Source organism: Dehalogenimonas sp. W (assembly GCF_037094495.1).
Classification (GTDB): domain Bacteria; phylum Chloroflexota; class Dehalococcoidia; order Dehalococcoidales; family Dehalococcoidaceae; genus Dehalogenimonas; species Dehalogenimonas loeffleri.
The window spans coordinates 1490543-1516422 of record NZ_CP146612.1; the positions used below are offsets into that span (position 1 = coordinate 1490543).

General features: G+C 53.1%; 26 protein-coding genes. 7 read left to right on the forward strand and 19 right to left on the reverse strand.

What is annotated here, in order from left to right:
• Window positions 1-27: 27 nt before the first annotated feature.
• From V8247_RS07750 to surE, 8 genes are all read right to left on the reverse strand, one after another.
• On the reverse strand, window positions 28-2301 hold the full coding sequence (locus tag V8247_RS07750) for a hypothetical protein (protein ID WP_338737285.1): 2274 nt from the start codon (window positions 2299-2301) through the stop codon (window positions 28-30).
• Between the two features lie 95 nt (window positions 2302-2396).
• Window positions 2397-3452, reverse strand: coding sequence for a 23S rRNA (adenine(2503)-C(2))-methyltransferase RlmN (gene rlmN / locus V8247_RS07755; RefSeq protein ID WP_338737286.1), 1056 nt, complete (start codon window positions 3450-3452; stop codon window positions 2397-2399).
• Between the two features lie 23 nt (window positions 3453-3475).
• The gene (locus V8247_RS07760; protein ID WP_338737287.1) at window positions 3476-4852 is read right to left on the reverse strand and encodes a cobyrinate a,c-diamide synthase; all 1377 of its coding nucleotides are present in this window, start codon (window positions 4850-4852) and stop codon (window positions 3476-3478) included.
• Between the two features lie 109 nt (window positions 4853-4961).
• Complete coding sequence (panC, locus tag V8247_RS07765; RefSeq protein WP_338737288.1) at window positions 4962-5795, reverse strand: pantoate--beta-alanine ligase; 834 nt, start codon at window positions 5793-5795, stop codon at window positions 4962-4964.
• Complete coding sequence (gene panB, locus V8247_RS07770; protein ID WP_338737289.1) at window positions 5782-6627, reverse strand: 3-methyl-2-oxobutanoate hydroxymethyltransferase; 846 nt, start codon at window positions 6625-6627, stop codon at window positions 5782-5784. Before panB ends, panC begins: the two co-directional genes overlap by 14 nt.
• Window positions 6628-6637: 10 nt before the next feature.
• Window positions 6638-7015 (reverse strand): aspartate 1-decarboxylase, encoded by a 378-nt coding sequence (gene panD / locus V8247_RS07775; RefSeq protein ID WP_338737290.1) that lies wholly within the window; start codon window positions 7013-7015, stop codon window positions 6638-6640.
• Entirely contained in the window at window positions 7012-7881 is an 870-nt protein-coding gene (locus V8247_RS07780) for a Rossmann-like and DUF2520 domain-containing protein (protein WP_338737291.1), read from the reverse strand. Before V8247_RS07780 ends, panD begins: the two co-directional genes overlap by 4 nt.
• 170 nt (window positions 7882-8051) lie before the next feature.
• Window positions 8052-8828 (reverse strand): 5'/3'-nucleotidase SurE, encoded by a 777-nt coding sequence (surE, locus tag V8247_RS07785; protein WP_338737292.1) that lies wholly within the window; start codon window positions 8826-8828, stop codon window positions 8052-8054.
• A gap of 341 nt (window positions 8829-9169) precedes the next feature.
• On the opposite strand from surE, the gene queA reads away from it, so the two are divergent.
• Both queA and V8247_RS07795 read left to right on the forward strand, forming a co-directional pair.
• Entirely contained in the window at window positions 9170-10201 is a 1032-nt protein-coding gene (queA, locus tag V8247_RS07790; protein ID WP_338737293.1) for a tRNA preQ1(34) S-adenosylmethionine ribosyltransferase-isomerase QueA, read from the forward strand.
• A 366-nt stretch (window positions 10202-10567) separates the two neighbouring features.
• Window positions 10568-10870, forward strand: coding sequence for a hypothetical protein (locus tag V8247_RS07795; RefSeq protein ID WP_338737294.1), 303 nt, complete (start codon window positions 10568-10570; stop codon window positions 10868-10870).
• Between the two features lie 47 nt (window positions 10871-10917).
• On the opposite strand, the gene V8247_RS07800 is transcribed toward V8247_RS07795, so the two are convergent.
• From V8247_RS07800 to V8247_RS07810, 3 genes are all read right to left on the reverse strand, one after another.
• Window positions 10918-11124 carry a helix-turn-helix transcriptional regulator gene (locus V8247_RS07800; protein WP_338737295.1) on the reverse strand — a complete coding sequence of 69 codons (207 nt, stop codon included), beginning with the start codon at window positions 11122-11124 and terminating at the stop codon, window positions 10918-10920.
• Complete coding sequence (locus tag V8247_RS07805) at window positions 11117-11554, reverse strand: hypothetical protein (protein WP_338737296.1); 438 nt, start codon at window positions 11552-11554, stop codon at window positions 11117-11119. Before V8247_RS07805 ends, V8247_RS07800 begins: the two co-directional genes overlap by 8 nt.
• A 286-nt stretch (window positions 11555-11840) precedes the next feature.
• Window positions 11841-12278, reverse strand: coding sequence for a protease inhibitor I42 family protein (locus V8247_RS07810; protein WP_338737297.1), 438 nt, complete (start codon window positions 12276-12278; stop codon window positions 11841-11843).
• Window positions 12279-12844: 566 nt separating this feature from the next.
• On the opposite strand from V8247_RS07810, the gene V8247_RS07815 reads away from it, so the two are divergent.
• Both V8247_RS07815 and V8247_RS07820 read left to right on the forward strand, forming a co-directional pair.
• Window positions 12845-13039, forward strand: a complete 195-nt coding sequence (locus V8247_RS07815) for a hypothetical protein (protein ID WP_338737298.1) — start codon at window positions 12845-12847, stop codon at window positions 13037-13039.
• Window positions 13040-13084: 45 nt separating this feature from the next.
• On the forward strand, window positions 13085-14185 hold the full coding sequence (locus V8247_RS07820; protein WP_338737299.1) for a hypothetical protein: 1101 nt from the start codon (window positions 13085-13087) through the stop codon (window positions 14183-14185).
• A gap of 185 nt (window positions 14186-14370) precedes the next feature.
• Here the strand turns inward: V8247_RS07820 and V8247_RS07825 are convergent, their stop codons facing one another.
• The 3 genes from V8247_RS07825 to V8247_RS07835 all read right to left on the reverse strand — a co-directional run bounded on the left by V8247_RS07825 (window position 14371) and on the right by V8247_RS07835 (window position 17039).
• Entirely contained in the window at window positions 14371-15444 is a 1074-nt protein-coding gene (locus V8247_RS07825) for an ABC transporter permease (protein ID WP_338737300.1), read from the reverse strand.
• 4 nt (window positions 15445-15448) lie between these two features.
• Window positions 15449-16366 carry an ABC transporter ATP-binding protein gene (locus V8247_RS07830; protein WP_338737301.1) on the reverse strand — a complete coding sequence of 306 codons (918 nt, stop codon included), beginning with the start codon at window positions 16364-16366 and terminating at the stop codon, window positions 15449-15451.
• Between the two features lie 85 nt (window positions 16367-16451).
• Window positions 16452-17039: a hypothetical protein gene (locus V8247_RS07835; protein WP_338737302.1), complete on the reverse strand. Its 588-nt coding sequence runs from the start codon at window positions 17037-17039 to the stop codon at window positions 16452-16454.
• A 43-nt stretch (window positions 17040-17082) separates the two neighbouring features.
• Between V8247_RS07835 and hpt the strand changes: the two genes are divergently transcribed.
• From hpt to V8247_RS07850, 3 genes are read left to right on the forward strand one after another with little or no spacing between them, the layout of a single operon-like run.
• Window positions 17083-17658, forward strand: coding sequence for a hypoxanthine phosphoribosyltransferase (hpt, locus tag V8247_RS07840; protein WP_338737303.1), 576 nt, complete (start codon window positions 17083-17085; stop codon window positions 17656-17658).
• The gene (ade, locus tag V8247_RS07845; RefSeq protein ID WP_338737304.1) at window positions 17642-19351 is read left to right on the forward strand and encodes an adenine deaminase; all 1710 of its coding nucleotides are present in this window, start codon (window positions 17642-17644) and stop codon (window positions 19349-19351) included. Before hpt ends, ade begins: the two co-directional genes overlap by 17 nt.
• 6 nt (window positions 19352-19357) lie before the next feature.
• Window positions 19358-20068 (forward strand): phosphoribosyltransferase family protein, encoded by a 711-nt coding sequence (locus tag V8247_RS07850; protein WP_338737305.1) that lies wholly within the window; start codon window positions 19358-19360, stop codon window positions 20066-20068.
• Between the two features lie 9 nt (window positions 20069-20077).
• On the opposite strand, the gene V8247_RS07855 is transcribed toward V8247_RS07850, so the two are convergent.
• From V8247_RS07855 to V8247_RS07875, 5 genes are read right to left on the reverse strand one after another with little or no spacing between them, the layout of a single operon-like run.
• Window positions 20078-20887, reverse strand: a complete 810-nt coding sequence (locus V8247_RS07855) for a pseudouridine synthase (RefSeq protein ID WP_338737306.1) — start codon at window positions 20885-20887, stop codon at window positions 20078-20080.
• The gene (locus V8247_RS07860) at window positions 20884-22122 is read right to left on the reverse strand and encodes an exonuclease SbcCD subunit D (RefSeq protein WP_338737307.1); all 1239 of its coding nucleotides are present in this window, start codon (window positions 22120-22122) and stop codon (window positions 20884-20886) included. The genes V8247_RS07855 and V8247_RS07860 overlap by 4 nt, the downstream gene beginning before the upstream one ends.
• 28 nt (window positions 22123-22150) lie before the next feature.
• Window positions 22151-23446: a glycine--tRNA ligase gene (locus V8247_RS07865; protein ID WP_338739354.1), complete on the reverse strand. Its 1296-nt coding sequence runs from the start codon at window positions 23444-23446 to the stop codon at window positions 22151-22153.
• 34 nt (window positions 23447-23480) lie between these two features.
• Entirely contained in the window at window positions 23481-24011 is a 531-nt protein-coding gene (locus V8247_RS07870) for a hypothetical protein (protein WP_338737308.1), read from the reverse strand.
• A 56-nt stretch (window positions 24012-24067) separates the two neighbouring features.
• Window positions 24068-25852, reverse strand: a complete 1785-nt coding sequence (locus V8247_RS07875; protein WP_338737309.1) for a sodium:proton antiporter — start codon at window positions 25850-25852, stop codon at window positions 24068-24070.
• Between the last annotated feature and the right edge of the window lie 28 nt (window positions 25853-25880).

The following is a 25880-nucleotide window of genomic DNA, read 5'->3' on the forward strand; positions in this document are numbered from 1 at the left end:
CCCCTTTTAGTGTTTTTTCAACGGTTACTACTTGTCTTCCGGGGGTTCCGGCGGCAGATTTTTGGCCTCTTTAAACATCTGCTCCAGCATCTCCATCCGGCTTTTCATGGTCTCACGCGGCGGCGGGGGCGCCTCCTCTTCGGGGGCTGCTTTTGCTGTTGGAGCTGGTTCCGGCTGGGGTTCGGCCAGTGGCGACGGACGACGGGGTTTGGCTGCTATTTCAGAGGCGGGTTTTTTAAGTTCATCAGCAGTTTCAGCAATCAGCCATTTAGTCCCGCTACCGATATCCGTCGCGTTCTGGACAATTTCCTGAAAAGTGCTGATCCAGGAACGGGCAGCCTCCTGGGCGGCGCGGCGAGCGGCTTTGACAGCATCCCGGGCGGCCCTGGTGGAAGCTTCACTGGCTTGTTTAGCCTCTTCAATGAGTTCCTGCATACGTTCAATGGTTGCCTGGGAAGCCGCGGCGGAATTTTCGGCCATCTCTCGGGTCGTTCGGCTTTGCTCCTCAATAGCCTGGATATGTGATTTGGTTTCTTCCATCCAGGTAGAAACCGTCTGTTTGGCATCTTCGGTCATTCGGAAGACCCGGTCCATGGCTTCCTGGGCTGTCTTACGGGCGGCCTCGGCGGATTGGACAGCAGCCTTGCCCGCTTCATCAGCTTTGGCGGCTGCTTCTCTGGCATTGTTACCCGCAGCTTCCGCGGCCTGCCGGGCAGAGCGTCCGGCTTCTTCAGCCCTGGCGATAGCCTCGGCAGCCAGTTTGACGCAATTCTCACTGGCCAGTTCTGAGCTTTTGACTGCATTCTCGCTGGCGTCCATTGCCATTCTGGTGGCCTTTTCCGAGGCTTCTCTGGCTTCATGTCCGGCACTTTCGGCCCGTTGAACAGCCTGTTGAGAAAGCGCAGCGGCGCGTTCCCCAGCTGCCTGAGCAGACAAAGAGATTTCTTCGGCGGTCTTGATGGCCTTTTCATAATTTTTGGAATAACCAGCGATAGAGGTTTCGGTCTGTTTGGCCAGTGTCTCGGCCCGTTTGATAATATCCCGGGTTTTAACTTCTACCACTTCGGCAGCTTTTTTGGCCTCCGTGGCAGCTAATTCCGCACCGGCGACACCGGCCGCGGCCAGTTCGGCCTTTGAGGCGGCATCAGCAGCCATATTCCTGGCGGTTTCAGCAGCCTGGGTGACGGCGGCAGTAGCTGTTTCAGCTCTGGCGATAGCTGCCTGGGAGGCCTCAATGCTGGATTGGGATGCCGTCTCAGCGGCTTTGATAGCCTTGTTGGAAGTCTCAACCGATAAACGGGAAGCCTGCTCTGCTGCTTCTTTGGCGGCCTCGCCGGCGGTTTTGGCTAATTCGGCAGCCTGCTGGGAAATACTGACGGCCTTTTCTCCGGCAGCTTTGGCTTCAGCGGCCGCATCGTTGGCGGTTTTTACCGCCTTATCGTAAGCGGCGGTGTAGGAGGAGGCTGATTCATGAATCTGACGGGCAATCGCCTCGGCCTGCTGCACAGCCTCCGACGCCTGCTGTTCCGCGGTGGCGACAGCTTTGGCAGCTTCAGATGCGGCATCGTCCAGCGCCTGTTTGGTCCTGGTGACGGTGGTATCGGTAAAACTGCGAGTCTGTTCAGCGATGGTATCGGTATTTTTGCGGGCCTCGGCAACCAGAGATGCTACATCTCGTTGTGCCTGGGCAATCACGCTGGCAACCTTTTCTTGGGTTCTGGCAACCGCCTCAGTGGCTTCCTGGGCGTTCTCTTGGGCGTCAGTCCGGGCATTTTCAGCCGCGGCCATAGCTTCTTTGGACGTAGCCAGGGCACGCGATGATTCCTCGGCGATGGTTTTCGCGGCTGCTTGAGCCTCCTTCAAAGCCTGTTGCGCCTCCCGGTTGGCGGCAGCTATTTCATCCTTTAACTCTTTGACCGTGGTTTCGGCTTTTTTAGAGGCATCCCGGTAGGCGCGGTTGAGTTCGTCAGCACCGGTCCCGGCGGCAGCAATGGCATTTTCGGCTTTGCGGAGGGCCTCTTCAAAAGCACGAGAGCCTTTTTCGTTCGCGTCCTGTGATTTTTGGGCGGCCTCTTCCGCCAGGCTGATAGCCTTGTCGTAGTTTTTGGCATAATTACGAGCGGCGTCGCCGGCGGCTTTCACCGCTTTATCCGCTTGCTTAACGGCTTCCTGGGCCTGCCGTTCGGCATTATCCACAATGGTGCGGGCGGTGCGGGCGATGTCACTGGCCTCTTTCATCGCCTCTTTGGCGGCATTGACTGACATTTCGCCTTTGGCCTGGAGATCATCTTTTTCCGACATGGCAACCTCTCGTCAAGAATGTTAAATTTATTCAGCCGGGGGTAATTGTAACTGAGGGTAAATGCGTTGGCAAACAGGAGACGACGAAACCGCTTTTAAGCCTGACGGCGGCGTAACTGACCGCAGGCGGCGTCAATATCAGCGCCCCGGCGGAGACGCGCCGTGACGGCGATGCCGTGATTTTCCAACAGGTGTTGAAAAGCCCTGACGTGAATCGCCGGTGAAGATTTGAAGGGAATATCATCCACGGGGTTAAAAGGAATCAGATTGACGTGGCAATTCAAGCCCTTCAACAGTTTTGCCAGTTGGAGAGCATCGTCCGGGCGGTCATTAACACCAGCCAGCAGACAGTATTCAAACGTCAGGCGGCGGCCGGTAGCAACCAGGTATTCCTGAGCGGCGCTGATGATTTCTGCCAGATTGTGTTTCCAACCGGGAATCAGCTGCCGGCGCAAATCGTCGTCCGCGGCATGCAGGGAAACGGCGAGGGTAACCGGTAATTCTTCCTGTGCCAGTCGCCGGATACCGGCAACGTGCCCGATAGTGCTGATGGTCAGGTGTCGGGCGCTGATACCCATTTCCTGGCTGAGCAGGCGCAGGGCTTTAACGACAGCTTCGTAATTCAACAAGGGCTCACCCATACCCATGAAGGTAACGTGATCCACGGTCTGATTTGGGTTTACCGGAGATTCGGAGAAGGATGTATTGACCGCTAAAACCTGGTCAACAATCTCCCCGGCACTTAGATTTCGCTGGAATCCGCTAAGGCCGGTGGCGCAAAAGGCACAACCAACGGGACATCCTGCCTGTGTGGACACACAACAGGACCGGCGTTCCGAATAGGGCAGTCCGACAGTTTCCACCTGGGCGCCATCAGCCATTTCCAGCAGCAGTTTAACAGTGCCGTCAGCACTATGCTGTCGGGTGATTATCGTGGAACGGCCGGGAGTATATTCCTTCGCCAGTTTCAACCGGAAGGATGCCGGCAGGTTGGACATGGCGGAAAAGTCCGCAGCCCCTCGCCGGTACAGCCATTCGGCCAGCTGGTTACCGCGAAAGGCCGGTTCACCCAGGGTAACGGCCACCCCCCGCAGCTCTTCGGTATTCAGGCCGATCAGCGATTTGAAGGGATAATCTGTCGCGTTGGTCATAACGGAATTATTTTTACAGCGGCTCAAGACCGGGCGCAGCGGTCAACAAAATGCTTCGCCATCCGGGCATCGCTGCCGAAGTGAAGATGAAGATAGCTGGCCAGTAAATTGTTACCGGGGCCCAGGACAAAGCCCTCCAATTGCTTTTTAGGTTCAACAACATGGTAGGCGGCTGAGTTCTCATCCGGCGTATCAAGGTGAGACCAATGAAACATATGTCCGCGAAGTTGTTGCCCACGCTCAGCAACCGGTGATTCTTTGAGAACCTCAGCTTCGGTATACCCCAGCCGCTGTAATTTGCCCTGCATGCGGCAAAGACCGGGCAGCAGGCCGATCATATCATGGGATTGGCCTTCAAAATCAACGATTCCCTGCGTCAGGTACATCAGACCGCCGCATTCGGCATAAACCGGCAAACCGGCGGCCACCGCTGCCTTGATGGACTCTTTCATTGACGTGTTGTCTTCAAGTTCTTTAAGGAAGACCTCAGGGAAGCCGCCGCCAATATAAACACCTTCAGTTCCTGCCGGCAGGGAGGTGTCGGCGACCGGGCTGAAGTAAGTAATTTCAGCGCCCCAGGCACGCAGCAGCTCAATATTAGCCTGGTAGTAAAAATTAAAAGCTTCATCTTTGGCGACGGCCATGCGGCAGCGGACCGGCTGCGGGTCGGCCGGAAAAAGTACTGGAGTTTCCGGCGGGTAAAATTCCGGGGCTTGTCCGGCGATTTCAATCAGGCGGTCCAGGTCAATGGTGCTCTCAATAAGGTCTCCAAGTTGGTCCAGAAAGCCGGAGTTGTCATTACGCTCAACCGCCGGCACCAGGCCCAGGTGGCGTTCCGGCAGGGTCAGCCCGGCATTTTTAGCCAGACTGCCGATGACGGGAATGCCGCAATTTTGTTCAATGGCCCCTTTTACGGTTTCCAGATGACTGGGGCTGCCGACCTGATTGAGGATGATGCCGGCGATTTTGACGTCCGGGTCATAATGAGCGAAGCCGTAAGCCAGGGCGGCGGCGCTCTGCCCCATTTTAGCCACGTTCAGAATCAGGATAACAGGTGAATCGGTGACTTTGGCGATATGGGCGGTTGAGCTGGTGCCGGCCGAAGCCCGATGGCCGTCAAAAAGACCCATGACACCTTCAATAATGGCTAAATCGCTGGTGCGGTTAAAATAGGCGAAGAGTTCTTTAACGTGGTCTTCCGGCAGCATCCAGGTGTCAAGGTTATGACAGTCTCGGCCGGCGGCGATGCTCAGATAGCCGGGGTCAATATAGTCCGGCCCGCATTTGAAGGGCTGAACCTTAAGCGCCCGGCGCTTCAGGGCATAGGCGATGCCGGTAGCGATGGTGGTTTTCCCGACACCTGATGAGGTACCGGCGATGACGATGCGAGGAATTTTCATAATAATCCGTACGGCGCTGATTAGCGGCACAAGCGCTGTCGCCTCAAACAATGAAACCAGAATGTATTATAGGCAGATTACCGGCAATACTCAATGAATGCCGGCCGGTTTATTTCAGAATGATATTATCAATCAGCCGGGTTTTACCGATTCTGGCCGCCAGCGATATCAGCACCGGACGGGCAACCACGGCCAATTCAGTCAGGGAGTCTGCGTCGGCCAGGCTGACATAATCAATAGCTGCGGACGGGACGGTCTCAATCAGGTCGGTCATGCGGCCTTTGATGACGCCGGTGTCGGCTTCGCCGCCGGCAATCAGATCGGCCGCCAACTGGAGCGAACGGTACAGTATCAGGGCTGCCTGCCGTTCAGCCGGATTCAGGTAGGTATTACGGCTGCTCATAGCCAGACCGTCGCTTTCCCGCACGGTCGGCATGACGGTGACACCCACCGGTATGTTCAGGTCGGCAACCATTTTTTGTATTACGGCTACCTGCTGGGCGTCTTTCTGGCCGAAGTAGGCGTAATCCGGTTGAACCAGATTGAACAATTTTAGCACCACGGTGGCGACGCCCTGGAAATGACCGGGCCGGGCTGCGCCTTCCAGTTTGCCCGCAATCTCGCCGGGGACGACGACGGTATCGGTGCCCGGGGGGTACATTTCCCCGGCTTCAGGCAGGAATACGGCATCGGTGCCGGCGGCGGCCAGTAAAGCCAGATCCCGCTCGGTGTCACGGGGGTAACTCTTAAAGTCCTCACCGGGACCGAACTGGGTGGGATTAACAAAGATGCTGACTACCGTTTGGGCGCATTCGGCGACTGAGGCCCGAACCAAAGACAGGTGGCCCTCATGGAGGTAGCCCATCGTCGGCACCAGCCCGACCAGGCCGGTCAGGCCGCGCCGGTATTGCCGTAATTCGGCGATGGTTTTAAGAATTATCATCAGCCTGCCGCAGGGCGTCAATCAGCGTATCATCCATGTCAAAGCTTTGCTGAGCCGTGGGGAAAGCGCCGATTTTTACGTCGTTGTTATAGGCGCTGACGGCTTCAGTGATAACTTCCGCCAGATTAGCGTACCGGCCGGCATGTTTGGGAACAAAATCGGTAAAAAGGCCCAGCAGGTCGGAAATCACCTGTACCTGGCCGTCACAGCCGGCACCGGCGCCGATACCGATGGTCGGAATGCTTATCGTTGAAGTAATGAAAGCGGACAGCGCCGACGGCATGGTTTCCAGCACGACGGCGAAGGCTCCGGCAGCCTCAAGTGCCCGGGCATCGGCAAGCAGTTTATTGGCGGCTTCCAGACTGCGTCCCTGGACCTTATAGCCGCTGAGTTGGTTGACCGACTGCGGCGTGAGACCGATGTGCCCCATGACCGGAATGCCGCAATCAACCAGTTTGCGGACCTTATCGGCAACAGTGACGCCGCCCTCCAGTTTGACTGCCTGAGCCCCGGCTTCCTGAATGAAGCGGGCGGCATTTCTGAGGGTTTCCTCAACGGTGATATGGTAGGTCATGAACGGCATATCGGCGATGACCAGAGCGTTTTTGGTCCCGCGGACGACGGCTTTGGTGTGATGGAGCATCTCAGCCATGGTGACCGGGATGGTGGATTCATAACCCAGGACAACGTTGCCCAGCGAGTCGCCCACCAGAATGAGAGGAATGCCGGCCCGGTCCACTATTTGCGCGGTGGCGTAATCGTAGGCGGTCAGGACTGAAAAGTGCTCGCCTTTATCCTTGAATTGCTGTACCTGCTGAATGGTGGTTCTCATAAAATGCCTCCTAAAAGGAGATAGCTCCAATGGCGTGTTTAACTGAGGTAATACGGTTGTTTCGGTCAACGTAAACCAGCGTGGGCATGTGACCGGTCAGGCTTTCTTCGGCGATCTGGACGTAAGTTAAAATGATGACCATGTCGCCCTTACAGGCGCAACGGGCGGCGGCGCCGTTCAGGCCGATTTCGCCGCTGCCGGCCTCACCTTCAATGACGTAAGTGGCGAAACGGGCACCGTTATTAAGGTTCAACACCTGTACCTGTTCATTAGGCAGGATATTGGCTGCCTGGAGCAGGTCGCGATCAATGGTGATGCTGCCTTCATATTCCAAGTCGCAGCGGGTAACCCGCGCCCGGTGTATTTTGCTGTTTAACATGGTTCTCACGATTGGGCCTCCAGCAGTTCTTTGAGTTCGGCGGCCTGAATGGTGTTGATACCGCCCCGGTTCAAGGCCAGGGGGATGGTTGCCTGTCCCATCACCTGGTAAAGATCCAGAATGTCAGGCGCCGCGGCGGCCAGCGCCGCCAGATGTTGTTGAACGGTTCCGGTGTCACCGCGCGAAATAGGGCCGGTGAGACAGTCCGGAGTCCCGATGGTCTCAATGTTGGCAATGGTGCCACGGATAAGCGGCAGAAGGGCTGTCACTGCCTGTTCCCGGGTGGCGAAACCCTGCCACAGTGCAGCCGCACGGTCAACCAGGGTGACCAGATAGTTAGAAGCCAGAATGGCCGAAGCGTGGTACAGGACGCGGTCCGCCGCAGACAGCTCAATCACCCTGCCGTCTAATTTGGCGGCCATGGCGCACAGGATAGACCGCAGGGGTTCAGACGCTTCAACGGCGAAGCTGATACCTGACGGAATGCCGGTAGTATCGCGGGAGCCGGCGCTGAGCAGGGGATGGAAGACGCCTGTGACCGCGCCTTGTGCCGTCAGTGTGTTCAGAGCCTCCAAAGGGGTCGCCGCTGAGATGTGACACACCATCCGGCCCGGTCGGACGTGAAGCGCATCGGCAACCTCAGCAATGGCACTGTCAGGGGTGGTGATAAATAACAGGTCAGCTGACTCAGCCACTGACCGGGGGTTTTCATACACCGCGGCGGAGGCCAGTTTGCCAGCCAATAACCGAGCCGAAGCCGGACTGCGGCTGGTAATTCCCGCCACCGTATAGCCGGCTTGATTTAAACTCAAGGCCAGAGCGGTGCCCATTCTGCCGGCACCGATAAAACCGATTTTAAAGTCTTTTGTGGTCACAGAAATACCAAAACCTTCCCGGCAAAAGCGGCGAAGGTTTTCCTCCTGTGCTATTGCCGTCTCGTTCCGGTGAGGGATACAAGCGGACTGTTTAGGCCAACATTATACCGCATCTTGTACAGAGCGGGAAATATTACGTTTCAGCAGGCTGGCTGATTGTGAAAAGCGGGTTACTGACGGAGTTTGATAAACCATTCCTGACAGACAGCATCAAGCCCGGTAATCATCGGCCTGCGGAACAGATTGGCGTGTAGTTCGGTCACTGAGACACAGTTCCGTTCAATAGCCTTGATATCAGTGCCCTCAACGGCTTCAAAATCCAGTTGACGGCGTACCAGCCAATAAAACTCCCGGCGTCCATCATGACCTTCCTTGACGCTGTCTATATTGGTCTTGTGCGCCAGTACGGTCAGTTCAATGCCCTTGAGTTTACCCAGGGGCAAATCCGGTACATTTACGTTCAAAAAAATATCCTTCGGCAGTTTGCCGGCCTGGATGTCGGCGGCGATAATGGCGGCCAGCCGAGCCGGGACTTCCAGGTTGGCCGAGTCTACCCCGGCGGTGGATATGGCCACGGTCGGAATGTTTCGGAGGTAACCTTGAAGCGCGGCCCCAACGGTGCCCGAGATCAGGACATCATCACCCATGTTGGGGCCATTATTGATACCGGAGATGACTAAATCCACCGGACCCGTAACCAGGTTTTCCAAGGCCAGAATGACGGCGTCACCAGGCATGCCCTCCACCGCAAAGCACTCCATGCCGTTAAGCGGTGAGTCCGCCTTACGCACCCGCAACGGCTGGCGCAGGGTGATGGCGGTGCCGGTGGCGCTCTGTTCCCGGTCGGGGGCTACCACGGCTACCGGGGCTACCTCTGATACATGGGTTGCCAGCGCCCAAAGCCCGGCGGCATTAATTCCGTCATCATTAGAGAGAAGTATTTTCATATGATTTCAGGATAGCATAACCGGTATTCGCTCTGCCAATGGGGGTAAGTTCTTAAGAATGATTGGCGTATTCGTCGTGAAATAGAAATCGAAGGCAACGAATCCCCCTTTATGACTGGAAAATCGCCGTTGCGGCGGGTGGTCGGCAGAATGTACAAAAAATTCAAAAGCTCTAATAAACATATAATAATATACAGAACACATAATAGCATATTACCAAGCATTCTGCAAGTGGCAAATGTCTCATTTCCAAAGTATATTTTTCAGCCGAAAAACAGGGGCGCCTTAAAATGTCAGGAAGTTTGACCAACGAACTGCAAAAACCGTTATAATTGCTTGCTTTGAAAACATCTGATTTTGATTATCATTTGCCGGAAAACCTGATTGCCCAAACACCCATTGAACCTCGCGACAGTTCCCGCTTGCTGGTGCTTGACCGCAATACCGGGGGGATTGAGCATCAGCGGTTTACGGATATTATGGACTATCTGGAGCCGGGAGACGCTCTGGTTTTCAATGACAGCCGGGTGATTCCGGCCCGGCTATACGGGCATAAACGGGAAACCGGGGCCAGGGTTGAAGCGCTTCTGCTGATTCGGAAAGCCCGGAATGAGTGGCAGGCCTTGCTGAAGCCGGCTAAAAAACTCGGTGGCGGCACGGTAGTTGAACTGCATGACCAAACCGGAGGGGACAGCGGGGTTAATTTTGAGGTGTTGTCCAAGAGCGAAGAGGGGATTGCAGATATCCGGTTCTCCGATGAAGCACGTCTGGAAGAATTGGGCATATTAGCCTTGCCGCCGTACATCCATCACCGCCTGGATGAGCCGGAACGCTATCAGACGGTTTATTCACGCATCAGGGGCAGCGTGGCGGCACCGACTGCCGGACTGCACTTTACGCCGGAACTATTGAAATCCATTGAGTCCAAAGGAATTAAACTGTTGTTTGTAACCTTGCATATCGGTCTGGATACCTTCCGACCGGTCAAGGAAGAAGACCCGGCCCGGCATCCGATCCATAAAGAATTTGCCTATCTGCCGGCGGAAACGGCGGCGGCGATCAATGAGGTCAAAGCCAATGGCGGCAGAGTGTACGGCGTGGGGACTTCGGCGGTGAGGACACTGGAGTGGGCGGCGAAAACCGCCGGACTGCCGTTGGAACCGTTTGAAGGCTGGGTGGAGCTGTTCATATTGCCAGGATTTGAATATAAGGTGATAGACAGGTTGATAACCAACTTTCACCTGCCGTGCGGTACGCCTTTGATGCTGACAGCGGCTTTTGCCGGGTGGGACAAGGTGAAGGATGCTTACGAGGCGGCGGTGGCGGAAGAGTATCGGTTTTTCAGCTTCGGAGATAGTATGCTGGTATTGTAATGAGCGGTCTGGACAGGTAACCACCTGTTGAGGAATCTGCTTTGTTACGGCACAATTGTCCAGCAGTTTTAACTGCTGCTACAAAAAACATAACGATACTTGATAGCCCCGGAGATATCTCGGTGACGATGGCGGTGAAAGCCAGCAGTACGCCATCCTCCCTGAAAAGTTCCCATTTCCAAATTTAAGCGAAAGACAGAATTCGCTGTATTGACAAGATAGACCAAAAAGATGTCCCTCCCGTTTTTTAACCATGTTGTGACATGATAAAGCCTGTGATGACAGTTCGTTGAACCTGGTGGTTTGGGCGGTATAAAACGTCGTGATAAGATGGAAATGGGAAGCTTATGGTATGGTATCAATACAATGAATAAATCCAAAAAAAGCCTGGAAACGGCCTATTTGTTGTTATTCTTGTTATGGCCGACAGGGGCACACAATTTCTATCTGGGGCGAACCATCCAGGGTGTCGGTTTCATCATCGGTTATTTACTTTGGGCGATAACCTACGTTTTACTCTCACCCGACAACGGTGGAGGATTTTTCATCGGTCAAGTTCTAATTACACCGTTAGCCGTTGTTTATTCCGTGTTGTTTATCCTGCCCATGCTGGTTGAATCTTTATTATTAAGCGGGAGAGTGGAACGCTACAATAGTAAGATGGACTGAATAGACGTCAAACGTTGGGAAAGCCAGTATTCGGAATAAGTAGTACGTCACTCTTCATGTAGAAATACTGCTTCAATAGGGGTGGCGAGGGCTTTGGCGACCCTATAAGCCAGTTCGATAGATGGCACGTATTTGTCCTGCTCCAGTGCAATAATAGTTTGCCGGGTACAGCCGGCACGTTTAGCAAGCTCATCTTGAGTCATTTCACTTTGTTCAAAACGGAGTCGCCGAATGCGATTGGTTATTTTACCCATTTCGGTTCATTTCCCAGTAGCCTATTAAAATACCGAGCGATTGCGCGATCGGAGTGATAACCAATATTGAGATGAATATCAGGGTCAAAAATACGATGGGAACCTGGCCTTGATCCTGATAGATTTCTGTCAAGGCTATAGTCCAGGTCACAATGGTCAATATCGTCGCAACCCATTGAATGCGGTGAGATCTTTCTTTAATCAGGATATCTCTTTCGTCAATCTGCGTTGTTTTCCTTAGTGTAATGTCCACCAATATCAAGTAGATCAATGGAATGCCGATAAAGATCGCATAGGTGATCAGTCTTATATTCAGATCTGTCTCAAATGCGTCAACACTTCCCTGTGAAATCAAGATAACAACGAGGACAACGACTAGTACGATTCCTGTTATCAGGCTGTACAATGCTCTTTTTTGTAAAGGGGCCATATCACACCTCCGATTTGTATTATCAGCATAATAGTAACCTATACTATACAAAATGTCAAGAGTATAATACATATATCGTTGGCAGGCGCGAAACAGGCGCCTATGTTGACCGGGTAAATGTATCGTCAAGTATCAGCTCTGGGTGGAAGGCGACTAGAAACAGCCGGATAGAATGATGTGTTTAGGTGTCAGTCTGAATGCTTCCCGGCACGATCCCGGTATGACACGACCAAGATGGCAACGTTCTTCTGTTTGAGTTTGATGTGGGGGGCATGGACGATGCCGTTTATTCCACAGTCACGTTGATCTTTAGTCTATTGATAACCGGCGGTGGGGTGTCAAAGACGCCTACCGAGGCGTATGACATGGAGATCACGGCGGTACCGACTCCAACCGCCTTAAAAGTCCATTCCTCGCCGCCCCGACCACCGAAGATGAATCCCCCGGTGAATTCCCGCGCACCGTCCTGTCTGGCAACTGCCGGATTGGTGAAACTAACACTCCAACGCATTCCAGCACTGCCGGCGGCGTATAGTTTTATAGTAAATGTGTCGCCCTGGGAGACGATAACATCTCGAATTATCAGACCGTCCTGGGACTCTGCCGCTTGTTCCATGTCCGACTGGGTTACTTCAATGACGGCGGCGGGGCGTGAAGCGATTAAGATGCCAACCAGCAGGACTGCAACGGCGGATACTGAGAAGATCAGGAGTCGTTTCTTCATCACCAGTCAGTGTACTCCGGAGATGGAGGTACTACAAGGGTGTGATCCTAGCTTAAGACTGGAATTGACTAATCTCAAATTGCGAATGAATTTCAAATCCGTATTACCGAAATGGGTTCCGATACGAACAGTCAGCGACTACTAATTTCGATGGCTTGATTAATGGGTAGGATTACACTTCTGCTGGCAATATTCTTCACAAGCCCTCTTTTGAGTTTTAAGGCTTGTCTTCTCTCTCTCTCTAGTCAATCGGGGTGCTTACGCGGCAATATATCACGGCTCTTTTGGCGTTCATCATCATCAAAGATCTTCCCTAGCAAAATGCTAAACTTTCAAGAAAGCGAATCACGGTAAAACCCGAAGGGCAAGAGTTCTCCCTGCTTTGTTACCAGAGATTAATCGGCGGGAAAAGCCGGGAACTCTCCCCGTCGGGACGGCCCCGCGAATGCCAGTCCCCTGGACTTTTCATAAGGCACATACTTGACCGCGACAGCCTGCATTACCTTTTATTGTTTGACCGTCCTTTACGTAGGGGCTATAGTGTAATACATGACAAGATGGAAAACATGGTAAAAGGACGCAATACTTCGGTCATTTCCGTCAGAGTACCGGATGACTTCCTGGCAAAGTTCAAGGCTGAGGCAAACAAGCGGGGCAAGTCTTACACTGTCCTCGTCCGGGAGTTGATGTACAAGGGCATCGGGATGAGTCCGCCATCAAATAAGGTGACAGCTTCAGTCAAGACCCCCTTCCCTCACTAACAGAGAAGGCGCAAACGCCAGAATAGAATGGTAAAGGCGCGAATTATGTATTACTTAAATAAAATACTATTTGCAATCAGATTGGGGAATAACCAAATCACCCCTTCTGGTGCGGTGTGGGATTCGATTCATTTGGATTTAGACTCATTTATCAAATCCTGTACCAATGACGGATTCACAATCTCCAAAATAACCGGTACTCTTGAGGGTGAAGTGGCGAATCTTACTCAAGGGCTGTGTTCCCAAACTTTGACACAGGAATTTGGTTTTTGCTTGTGGAAGCCTGTTGAATTTGACCTAGTATACAAAATGAGTAGTGTTGATCCCGATTTTGTAAATAATATATCGAAAAAAGATGTCAAAATATTAACAAGAGTCAAGATGGATGGCATCGGTCTTCAGTTAATGACATTCAGTAAAAATCGCTACAATACACGACGTCATGGTTTCAGAGTAATCAAATATCTCGCAGGGCAAATTAACAAACTTTCTAATGATATGACAATAGAATACTCATTTGACTATTTATTTATGAGATTAAAACCCGTAAAGGATATAGAATTGATTTCTAAATATGATAGTAATATTGTGATTTCGCCTATAAATGATAGGGTTATAGAATTTGAATATAAATATCATTCCAGCCTATCGAATTATCTATTTGATAGCGCTTGGAACCAGGTCAGCTACATTCTTAACACTGTATTTCCTATGTACTTCGCCCACCAAGTATATCTTATTTGTATCAATGAAAGTGAATATAAGTTGACAATGCTAATCCGTAACACCTCGAAAATATTTGAGAAATTCAATGACAGTAATTATCTGAATATTCGCCAAAGAATTAGGCTTTACAAACAGGCATCTAAAGAATTTTCGATATTCTATCAATTGGCTGCTGACGTAGAATTGATTAGACAAGCATACAATTCTAAAGCCAAAGAACCAATTGAAGAAGAACAAATTAAATTATTTGAAATCGTTGAGAAAACAAAGCAATCACTTCATTCTCCGGTTATAATACCGAATCGTGAAAAATCGATGGAGTTTTTGGTTCACGAAATGAGAGCACAGATTGGAACTGTTTTTATATTTCTAACTATTATAGTCTCTGTAGCTGCTCTATTAGCTTCTCTAATTATATGAGGCGATACTATTAGTTTATAGGACCCATACTGAACACCTTAATACCTTTCCAAACGCCAATGGCATGGCAACATAGAAATAGTTACTTCTCCTGATGGGTAGCTACGCTCAATTAGCACCTTCATCCCCCATGTTCGTCTAGTGGTGGTCTGAGGGCTACAAAAAAGCCCTCAACTTGGTGGAGTTTACTCCCACTTAAAGAAGCGGATGGTTAGAATTAGACAGACGACCAGCCAGCCCAGCAACACCAGAATATCGGTTGACAGGGGATACAGCGGCGCTGATTCCACCATCACCTGGCGGAAACTGTCGGCCAGATAGGTCAGCGGCATGGCGGTAATGACCGGGCGAATGAATTCCGGCATCATGTCCACCGGGAAGAAGACACCGGATAGGAACATCATGGGGAAGGATATGAGATTAACAATGGGGGTGGCGCCTTCAACGGTCTTAACGCGGGCGGCAACGACATAGCCCAGACTGATAAAGACCAGGGTTCCCAGGACAACCAGTCCGAGCAACAGGAATATACTGCCCAGGATGGGGACACCGAAAACGGCATAGGCAATGCCAAGCAGAATCGCCGCCTGGATTACGGCCAGCACCAACCGAAAGACCAGCTGACTGATAACCACGGTGGAGCGGCTTAACGGCGTGACCCCCAGGCGTTTGAGAACTTTCTTTTCCCGCCATTCAACCAGCGGCAGAATGCCGAACAGGCCGCTCTGCATGATAGACATGGCCAGGATGCCGGGGACGAAGAAATCAATGAAACGGAAACTGTCGGCCAGGATGGATTCTTCCGAAACGGTGATGAGAATCGGTGCCTGGGTCAACTGACGATTGAATTCATCAACAATCTGCCGGACAACCGGCAGGATTATCTGCGCTGTCTGGGTTTGGGAGGGGTCATGATAAATGGTCAGCGCCGCGGTGCCGCCGGTGCCGATGGTTTCCTCAATATTCGCCGGAATCCGGATTACGGCTGTCAGATCGCCGTTTTTGAGGGTATCAAGAGAGGCGTCAAGTTCGCCTTCGGATATGGTGAAGATGGGCACCGATGAAAAAGCTTCGTTCAAACCCTGAGCGATGTGGGAATCATCTTCAACGACCAGCCTGATATTGTAGTTGAGTTCGTCGGAACCGCTGAAAACCATGCCGAACAGGAAGATGAAAATCAACGGGAAGGCGAAAGTGAAAAAGACGGCGGTTTTATCACGCAGAAACTGTTTAAAATTGGCGATGATAAGTTTGTTCATGCGGCTATTCCCTGATCTTCCGACCGGTTAATTTCAAAAAGACATCTTCCAGTGAAGCCTGCCGGACATGGAGGTCTTGCAGCATGGAGGTCAGGTTGTGGTCCTCGGCGTATTTCAATACGGCCGACATGGTGACCGGCACATTGTCGGTGTAAATAACCACTTCATTGAGATCAACGGCGACACTGATGGCGCCGGGAAACTTCAATAATTCCGCCTCGGACGGCCGGGGTTCAAGTTCAAACTGGATGGCTTTCTCATGGAAATTACTGTTAATCAGCCCCCGGGGGGTGTCCAGCGCAATAATCTTGCCGTGATCAACGATAGCGATGCGGTCACATAATCGTTCCGCTTCTTCCATGTAATGGGTGGTTAAGAATATAGTCTTGCCCTTGGCTTTCATATCCTCAATGACCTGCCACATGCCGCGCCGAACCTGGGGATCCAGGCCGGTGGTGGGCTCGTCCAGAAAAGCGATTTCCGGGTCATTGATGAGTGCCATGGCCACCGACAGGCGTTGCAGCTGCCCGCCGGAAAGGTTTTTTACCAGTACTTTGCGGCTTTCGGTCAGCGAGAGCATGTCCAGAAGCTCATTGACCGGCAGGGTGCGGGTATAGAAAGCCGAGAAAACATCCAGCAGTTCTTCCACCGTAAGCGACGGCATCAGCGCCGGAGTCTGGAGCTGTGCGCCGATACGCTGCTTGATAGCGTTGGAAGCCCTGGCCGAGTCCATGCCGAGAACGGTGACTTTACCGGAATCCGGTTTGCGGAGGCCTTCAATTATTTCAACCGTGGTGGTTTTGCCGGCCCCATTGGGACCAAGCATACCGAAAACTTCACCTTGTCTGACTTCAAAACTAAGACCGTCCACGGCGCGGATGGGGCCGTAGACCTTGACAAGATTTTCTACTTTAATGACCAATCAGAGCCCTCAGAATGTACGATAATAGCGGAGATTCTAAACGACTGACAAGGCAACATCAAGAATTTTCAGGCACAGGCCGGTATCAGATGGCAATGGCAATAGCAAGGATAAGAATCAACGCGATAATGACGACCGCACCGATAAAAAGATAACGCGGCGGGATGTCTGCCAAAATACCGGAAAGCTGGACGCCTCCGCCGGAGGGGGCATGGTGCCGGGGCGCCTGAGCCGGACGGGGTTTTTCCATCACCGGCAGGGCTTCTTCCGGCAGGTCGGAATAGGCGGCCCATTGTTTGTAGAGTTTCTTTAATTTAGGGTCGGTGACGACCTGTTTGTGTTCAGCTGATGGCCCGGCGGGCGGAGCGATAAAACCTTTTTTAGCTGCGGCCAGCTCTGCCGGAGTGGGCGGATAATCTTCAGGCGAAGTGTGTCCATCGGCAGAAGCTTCGCCGTTTAATCGGGTGCCGCAGCCGGGACAATAATCAAATGGCGCGGACAGGGCTTTACCGCAACCGGGACAATAGTTGGTTTTATGCTGCGGGGGTGGGGTGAACAATTGACCGCCGCAATTGGGACAATATTTAACGTCACCGCCGGCGACGGCGGTGTCAATGTTGGTACGGCACCTGGTACAGGTAACGATGTTATGACCTTTTTCAGCTGTACTCATATCAGCCGCTATTATAGCACGAGCGGTAAAGAGAGAGGCAAGAATGGTGGACACAAAACAGACCAGTGTTTATAATGCCGGTGTGCCTGAACTTAAATTACTGTACACTCGTCATGACATTGAAGTCAGGATCAAACAACTGGCCTCGCGCATATCCGATGATTATAACGGCCGTTCGCCCCTGGTCATCGGCGTGCTGAAGGGGGCGGTTATTTTCCTGGCCGACCTGGTCCGGGAAATAGAGCTGCCGCTGGAAATTGATTTTATCGGCATGTCCAGCTACGGCAGTGATACAACCACCTGCGGCCAGGCAGTGGTGACCAGTAATCCAACCGCGGCGTTGGACGGCCGGGACATTATCATTGTGGAAGATATTGTTGATACCGGTATTTGTTTGAAGGCTTTGCGGGAATACCTGGCCAGCCGGCATCCGGCCTCGGTCAGGGTCTGCGCCCTATTGGACAAACCATCGCGACGGCGGGTGCCGGTAGCGGTGGACTATGCCGGGTTTGAGATACCCGACAAGTTCGTCGTCGGTTATGGCCTGGATTGTGCGCAGCGTTACCGTAACCTGCCGGCTATCTACACTCTGGAGGATAACGATGTCCGTGAATATTGAAAAACTGAACCGCCGGATAAAGGTTGCCCGGAGAGAGGCCCCGGCCGACCTGTTGCTCCAAAATGCCCGGGTGGTCAATGTCTTTAACGGAGAGATAGAAAAAGCCTCCGTGGCGATTTGCGACGGCATCATTGCCGGCGTGGGGGAATATGACGCCGCCGCAGAAATAATTGATCTTGAAGGCCGGTTTTTGTTGCCGGGCTTTATTGACGGTCATACCCATATTGAAAGCTCAATGCTGGATATCGGTGAGTATGCCCGGGCGGTCACGGCGCGCGGCACGACCGGTTTGGTAACCGACTTGCACGAACTGGTTAATGTCACCGGTATTGAAGGAATACGCTATATTCTGGAGGCGTCGCGCCATTTGCCGCTGGATATCAAGGTGATGGCGCCTTCCTGTGTGCCGGCGACGCATCTGGAGAGCAGCGGTGCGGTGCTGGACGTTGACAGCGTGACTGACGTGCTTAAAATGCCCGGTGTAATCGGTCTGGGTGAGATGATGAATTTCCCCGGCGTGCTGTTCGGCGACAGCCAGGTATTGGGGAAGGTTACGGCAGCGGCCGATAAAATTATTGACGGCCATGCCCCCGGTGTTACCGGATTTGACTTGAACGCCTATGCCGGCGCCGGCATTGGTTCCGATCATGAATCCACCAGATTGGCTGAAGCCAGCGAAAAACTAGCGCGCGGACTTCACATAATGATAAGGGAAGGTTCCACGGAAAAAAATCTGGAGGAACTGCTGCCGCTGGTAACAGCCCAGACCAGCCGCCGGTGCATGTTTGTGGTGGACGACCGGAGCTGCGCCGACCTCAAGCGGGATGGGGACATGGACGCTATCGTCCGCAAAGCCATCCGGCTGGGACTGGACCCGGTTACGGCCATTCAATTGGCGACATTGAACCCGGCGGAATATTTCGGATTCAAGCAGGTCGGGGCGATTGCCCCGGGATACCGGGCGAATCTGCTGGTAACGGATGACCTGCGGGTATTAGATATCAAACAGGTATTTTTTAATGGCCGCCTGATTGCAAATGATGGTCAGGCCTTGTTTGAAGTTACACCCAAGGCTCCCGAAGCCTTGAGGCGCAGCATGCAGGTCAAGCCGTTTGACCGAAAATCACTGGAACCTGACCTGAGGGACGGACCGGCGCCGGTTATCGGTTTGGTGCCGGGACAGATTGTCACCCGGTATTTGAAAGAAAAAATAACGGCGATACCTGATCTCAACCGGGATATTTTGAAAATGGTGGTAGTGGAAAGACACCATGGTACCGGTAATATCGGTATCGGACTGGTCAAGGGGTTCGGCCTGTCCGGCGGCGCCCTGGCTTCTTCGGTCGCCCATGATTCGCACAATATTATCTGCGTCGGTACTTCCGATGAGGAGATACAGAAGGCGGTTCAGGAAGTCATCCGGATGGGCGGCGGTTTAACGGTAGTCCGGGACGGGAAAGTACTGGCTTCTCTGGCTTTACCGATTGCCGGACTGATGTCCGACCGGCCGCTGGATGAGGTGGTGGCGGGATTTGAACATTTGGAAGCCGCGGCCTTACTAACCGGCGTCAGCGCTCCGGCGCCGTTCGCCGCGCTGTCCTTTCTGGCTTTGCCGGTAATCCCCGAACTTAAACTGACCGACCTGGGTCTGGTAGATGTCGGCGCCTTCGCACTAATTGGAAAGCAGGTATAACAACCTATGGTTTTTCGCGCACCAGCCCCCCAGCCTTTGTTTGAAAACCGCTTTGATGCCGGCAAACAACTGGCCGAGAAATTGACGGCATATAAAAATGAACCGGCCATTGTGCTGGCGATACCTAACGGCGGCTTACCGGTGGGTTTGCAGGTAGCCCTGGCACTGGGAGTGGACCTTGATGTCGTTATTGCGCGTAAGATTCCCATTCCGCTGCGGCCTGAGGGCGGGTTCGGCGCGGTGGCTGATGATGGTACCACCATTTTTAATAACGACATTATCAAATCCGTGGGCCTGACCCAGTCTCAGATTAACTACCAGGTGGCCAAAGTGCGCAATGATATCCAGCAACGCTCCCTGGCCTTTCGCGGCCCGAACCGGTCGCTGTCAGTGGTGACCGGCAAGACGGCACTTATCGTTGACGATGGTCTGGCTTCGGGTTACACCATGATGGCGGCGGTGGAGTCGGTCCGGCGGCGGCGGCCTGCCCGTATCGTGGTGGCGGTGCCGGTGGCTTCAGAAATGGCGGTGCGGACGGTGGAAAAGGTGGCCGACCGGGTAATCACCGTCCATACAGCGCTGGTGCCCAAGTTTTACGTGTCCTATTACTATCGGTTCTGGCACGAAATGAAAGACGACGACGGGCTGAAATGTGTGCGGGAATGGGAAATCCGGCGCTACAAGCCTAACCTTAAATCCATCAACAAGCCGCTGTAAGGATAGAGGTCAACGGCTTCGGGCGGTACCGGGTTTTAGCCCTGAGTTTGGTTTAGGCGGCTGGGCGGCGGTGCGGGTCAAACGCTGAATCTCTGAAGGCGACAGACGGCGGTAGTTACCTTCCTTCAAATCTCTTAACTCAATTGAGCCGATTCTGATCCGCTTCAATATTCTTACCTGGTGGCCCAGCGCGGCGAACAAACGCCTGACGATGCGCTTACGGCCTTCGTGAATGATAACACGGTAATTGTAAGGGGCTTTCAATACCGGATGAATCATGGCCGGAGCACTCAGACCGTCATCCAGGACAATGCCTTCTTTCACTTTTTCAAAATCGGTGACCGTCAGGGCGCCGTTGATGGCGACCAGATACTCTTTTTCCACGCCGAAGCTGGGGTGGGTCAGCCGGTGGGTCAGTTCGCCGTCATTGGTCAGCAGTATCAGCCCGGTGGTATTTTCATCCAGGCGTCCGACCGGAAACAACTGGTAACGGCGATAACTTTCCGGTATCAGATCAAGCACGGTGGTCCGCCCCTGCGGATCATCGGTGGTGGAGATAATGCCCAGCGGTTTATTGAGAATCAGGTAGATTTTGTTGGCGCTGGTGCCGGTGAGTTCAATAATCTGGTCGTTCAGCTTGACGATGTCTCCGTTGGCCAGCTCCAGGTTATAACCTTCAGCGGGAATATCGTTGACGGTGACCTGTCCTTTTTTTATGGCTTCCGCCAGCTCCCGCCGGGAACCGGCGCCGGCATCGCGAAGAGCTTTCAACAGCGTCAGACCAGGGGCGGCAACAGGTGATGATCTGGTTTTTCTCATGAGTTTGAAACCTCAGCCAGCAATATGTCCGCATGCTGCAGCAGTTCCGTCCGGCGGGTGCCGGTAATTGCCTGGACGTCCAGATACTGTTCCAGAGCTTTTCGGGGCGACAGTGCTTCAGCCTCAGCAACGCCGTACCGGCTCCGGTTTTCCCGTTCAATCAGGCGGGAAACGGCAAAATAATGGGCACCCTTGAGCGCACTTTTAATATCCGATTCACGGAGGGCCGGGGCGATGGACTCGGGTAGCCGTAATTTTAGCTGCACGACGGAGTTCATAATCAGTTCCCGGTTGGCTTCAATCAATGCCAACACTTCCGCCGTGGGATCCAGACAGTCTGCACCAAGGGTTTTCTCCAGGGTGAGAAACCTGCGGCCGTCAAGGCGGTGAAACCGATAATTTACTTTTTTTATAGCGGATCCGGTAGTCAATTCAACCTCATAAAAGCCCTTATCGTCTTTCTCTTCACCGAAATCCAGGCGCTCCAGCCCGCCGGCATAAACTACCGGCGGCGTTTCATTAAGCACCTGTCGCTTGTGAAGATGACCCAGGGCGACATAATCAAATTTGGGAGATGCGATATTGCCCAGCATGACTGTCGGTTCATTGCCAAGCACTAGTGATTTTTCCGACCCGAGGCGGGCCCCGTCCACCCAGATGTGGGCGGCCAGCACCGCTGGTAATGACGGATCCAGTTCCGCCGCCATGCGTTCAACCTTGGCTGATAAGATGGCTTCAATACCGGCCTTCAGGCCTTCCGCCGACAAGGGACGATCATCATTCTGGGCTTTAACCTCCAGCGCGCCTTTGCGGGGCCAGGGCAAGGCAGCTATCTGGATATCGCCGGAAGCGGTGGCAATGCGGTAGATACCAGGTTTGGCAGCCACAGTGACTCTGGAGATGCGCAAGATATCGTAAATTTCGGTTGACGTAGCGCGCCCGGAAGCTGCCGGAAGATCGTGATTACCGATCAGCAGAAAAACCGGGATATTATTATCGGCCAGTTGGCGGATACGGCGCGCGAATTCCCGCTGCTGAGTCTGGGACGGGTCCCGGCTTTTGAAGGCATCACCGCAGAATAAAACCAGGTCCACTTTTTCAGCGACGGCATACGTCACCAGCTTATCAAACGCCGCCAGAAAATCCAGGAAACGGGTGTTAAGGCCGCTGTCGGCGTCGGGACGGCCATAGGTTTCCACCCCCAGATGCAGGTCCGCAAAATGGATAATCTTCATTGCTGAATCACTGATTCGGCGCTGTTCTCTATTTTAGCTCACCTTTGAGACGGGGGAAGAGGTAGGCTTTAATCTCCGCAATGGGGATGCGGACCTGGGTCATGGAGTCCCGCTCACGAATAGTGACCTGATTATCATTGAGGGAGTCAAAGTCCACCGTAATACAGTAGGGCGTACCGATCTCATCCTGACGCCGGTAGCGACGGCCGATGCTCTGGGCATCATCATAGGTCACCATCCAGGCTTTGCGGAGCGAGGCATAGACTTCCTTTGACAGATTAGCCAGCGGTTCCTTCTTGGACAGCGGCAGTACGGCGGCCTTGAACGGAGCGAGGCGGGGATGCAGCTTCAGCACGGAGCGGATCTCATCCTTATCCGGCTCCTCGGTATAGGCATCAATCAGGAACGCCAGCACTGAGCGATCAACCCCCGCTGACGGCTCAATGACGTAAGGAGTGATGTGTTCTTTGGTTTCTTCATCAAAATATTCCAGCTTCTTGCCGCTGTGCTCCGAGTGTTGCTTGAGGTCAAAATCACAACGGTTGGCAATGCCTTCCAACTCGCTCCAACCCATGGGGAACAGATACTGGATGTCAGAGCAGGCTTTGGCATAATGGGCCAGCTCGCTGTCGCAATGCGCCCGCAACCTCAGATTAGCCGGATTCATACCCAGAGAGGCATACCAGTCAAGCCGGGTCTGGAGCCAGTGATCGTGCCAGTATTCATCGGTGCCCGGTTTGACGAAATACTCCAGTTCCATCTGTTCAAACTCCCGGGAGCGAAAGATGAAATTGCCGGTGGTGATTTCATTACGAAAGCTCTTGCCGATTTGGGCGATGCCGAAAGGCAGTTTTTTACGGGTGGTATTCAGCACATTCTCAAAATTAACGAAGATGCCCTGAGCGGTTTCCGGCCGCAAATAGACGACGGCAGCGGTATCTTCCACCGGGCCCATAAAGGTTTTGAACATCAAATTAAACTGACGCGGCGCGGTCAATTCTCCACCGCAGGAAGGGCAGACAGTGCCCTCAAAATCCTCCGGTCGCCAGCGCATTTTGCACTTGAGGCAGTCACACATGGGATCCGAAAAGCCGGTGACGTGACCGGAGGCTTCCCAGACGCGGGGGTTCATCAGGATGGAGGAATCCACACCGACAACGTCATCGCGCTCCTGAATAATGGATTGCCACCAGGCCTGTTTGATGTTGTTCTTGAGCTGGACGCCCAAGGGGCCGTAATCCCAGCAACCGCCCTGGCCGCCGTAAATTTCACTGGACTGAAAGACAAAGCCGCGCCGGCGGCTGAGCGATACAATTTTATCCATTTCGGTGGGGTTTTTTGCGTCCTGTGCCAAGTAATTACTCCTTTTTCTTGTCCTGGAAAGAATCAAAACCGCGGTAAGTCTGCAAGACCACCGGTAAGGCATAGATGATGAGGATAATTCCGCCGAGCACCAGGGTGATCAGAGTAAACAGCCACAGCGGCATAAGGTGACTGTCATTAAGAGCATAAAAGATGCCATCAATCAGAATATAGGCCACTACGGTCTGGATAATGGCCGGCATGTTGCCCATGGCTGTCAACAGTTTGGTGGGATTGAACCAGAAGTTGTGGACATTATCCTGAAACAGCTGCACCCGCCCGATAGCTCTGACGGACAGGTAGGCCAGCCCGGTCAAACCGATTTGGATAGCCAGCATCAGCCCGATAAAGCCGTTTTTGGAAACCGGGTCGCCGGAAGGTGCGCCGTCCAGGCCGAAGCGGTAATGAATCTCGGCCGGCAACTGGCCGAAAAAAAACCCGGCAATACCCGCAGCGATGACCATAACAGCCAGCGGCAGGATAATAAAACTCAAACGAAATTTCAGCGGATCAGGGTTTTGCGGCACGTGTTCCTCGTGCCATATTCTACCTTAATCCTGCCGGCGATGGAAATGCCGGGGATTCAGGAAACCAGGGCAACGAGGGTGGTTACCGCCTTGTTTTCCAAATCCGTATCCGGAGTGATTACGGTCAGTTCCGCTGAAGCCGACACCAGGAACAGGGGTATAGCTTTCTTGTGGTCACTCAAAAAAGCCTTGAAGGGGTAGTCGGCAGTAAGATTTGTGGTTTTAATCCTGGCGCCTTCAAGATACAGGTCATTGATGGTTTCATAACCGGCTCGGTCGTCAAATAGAACCCGGCCGGGCAGGTGGCTTTTTAAATGGGCTGCTTTTTTAGAAGCCGGCAGGTTTTCCGGCGGCAACAGGTAAGTATTGGCCGAGCCAAATTCCTTACTGAATTGCAGGGCTGCCAGGTGGTTTACGTTATCATTGGAAGTCATGGAGAGTACCCGGCCGTAATCACTGAATCCCAGGTTATCGGCAATACCCGGCGACAGGGCATTGCCGTAATAGGCTTTGAGTTTTTTACGCCGGGCGTAGGCAATATTAGATTTGCTGTGGTCAATAATGCAGGTTTGAATTTTTAATTCTTCCAGAATAGTGGCGATGTCCCGCACCCAGATTTGGCCGCCGATAAAGACGACGCCCTGAGGATTCGGTTTGGATATTTTGAACACGCGGGTGGCCACGGTGGCCAGGGTGCTGGAGGAGATAACGGTGATTATGATGACGGCAAAGGTTATCGGCAACAATATGTCTGCATCGGCAAAACCTTGTTCAGCAAGTCTGAAGCCGAATACCGAAGCCACGGAGGCGGACACGATACCTCGGGGGGCGACAGCACTCAGTAATATTTTATCCCGCCATTTCAACTTTGACCGCCAGCCGGCGATAAATACCGACAGCGGCCGGGCCAGAAAAATTAGCAACAGGCTGAACAACAGGATGCCGCCCGCCAGCGGCCTGATGGCCTGGATATCAATGGTGGCCGAAAGGGTAATGAACAATAGTGAAATCAGTATCAGCCCCAGGGTTTCCTTGAAATCCACGATGTGCTCAACACTTACCTGCTTCTGATTGGCGAGAACGGCACCCATGATGACGGCGGTAAATAAACCTGAATCCGGCTGAATCAAATCAGATACCAGAAAGGCTCCGATGACTACGGCCAGCACCACCGGAATCTGCAGGAAATCCGGGATAAGAAAACGGCGCAGCAGTTGTGTAATCAGCAATCCGCTGGCGCCGCCGAGGATGACCCCGACCAGGAGAGTAACGACAAGCGTCGTCAGGCCCTGCAGCACCGCTTCTTCCGGGCCGCCGGCCAGAATCACGCCGAAAACCAGCAGCGCCAGGGTGGCTCCTATCGGGTCAATAAGAATACCTTCCCATTTGAGAATGGGGCCGATATCGCCCCGCAGGCGTAAATGGCGCAGCAGCGGCATAATGACTGTCGGGCCGCTGATGACCAGAATGGCGGATAACAGGATTGCCGGCGCCCAGTCCAGACCCAATAGCCACCAGGCACCGAGAGCTCCGACCACCCAGGTGAGGACTACCCCCAGCGTAATCAACCTGGTAACCACCCTGGCGGTGCGCTTGATTTCCTCCAGTTTGAGGCTGAGTCCGCCTTCAAAAAGAATGATGGCCACCGAAAGAGAAATAAAAGGAGTTAAGAGGTCACCGAAAACAGCCTCGGGTTGCAGCCAGCCGAAAACCGGACCGGCCAGCAAACCGGCACCGATCAAAATCACGATTGAGGGGATACGGGTATACCAGCCGACAACCTGAGCGGCGATGCCCAGTACCAGAATGAGGGTCAGGCCGGACATGATGTGTTCGGTCAAAAATAACCTCCAGAGAATGAACCAATAA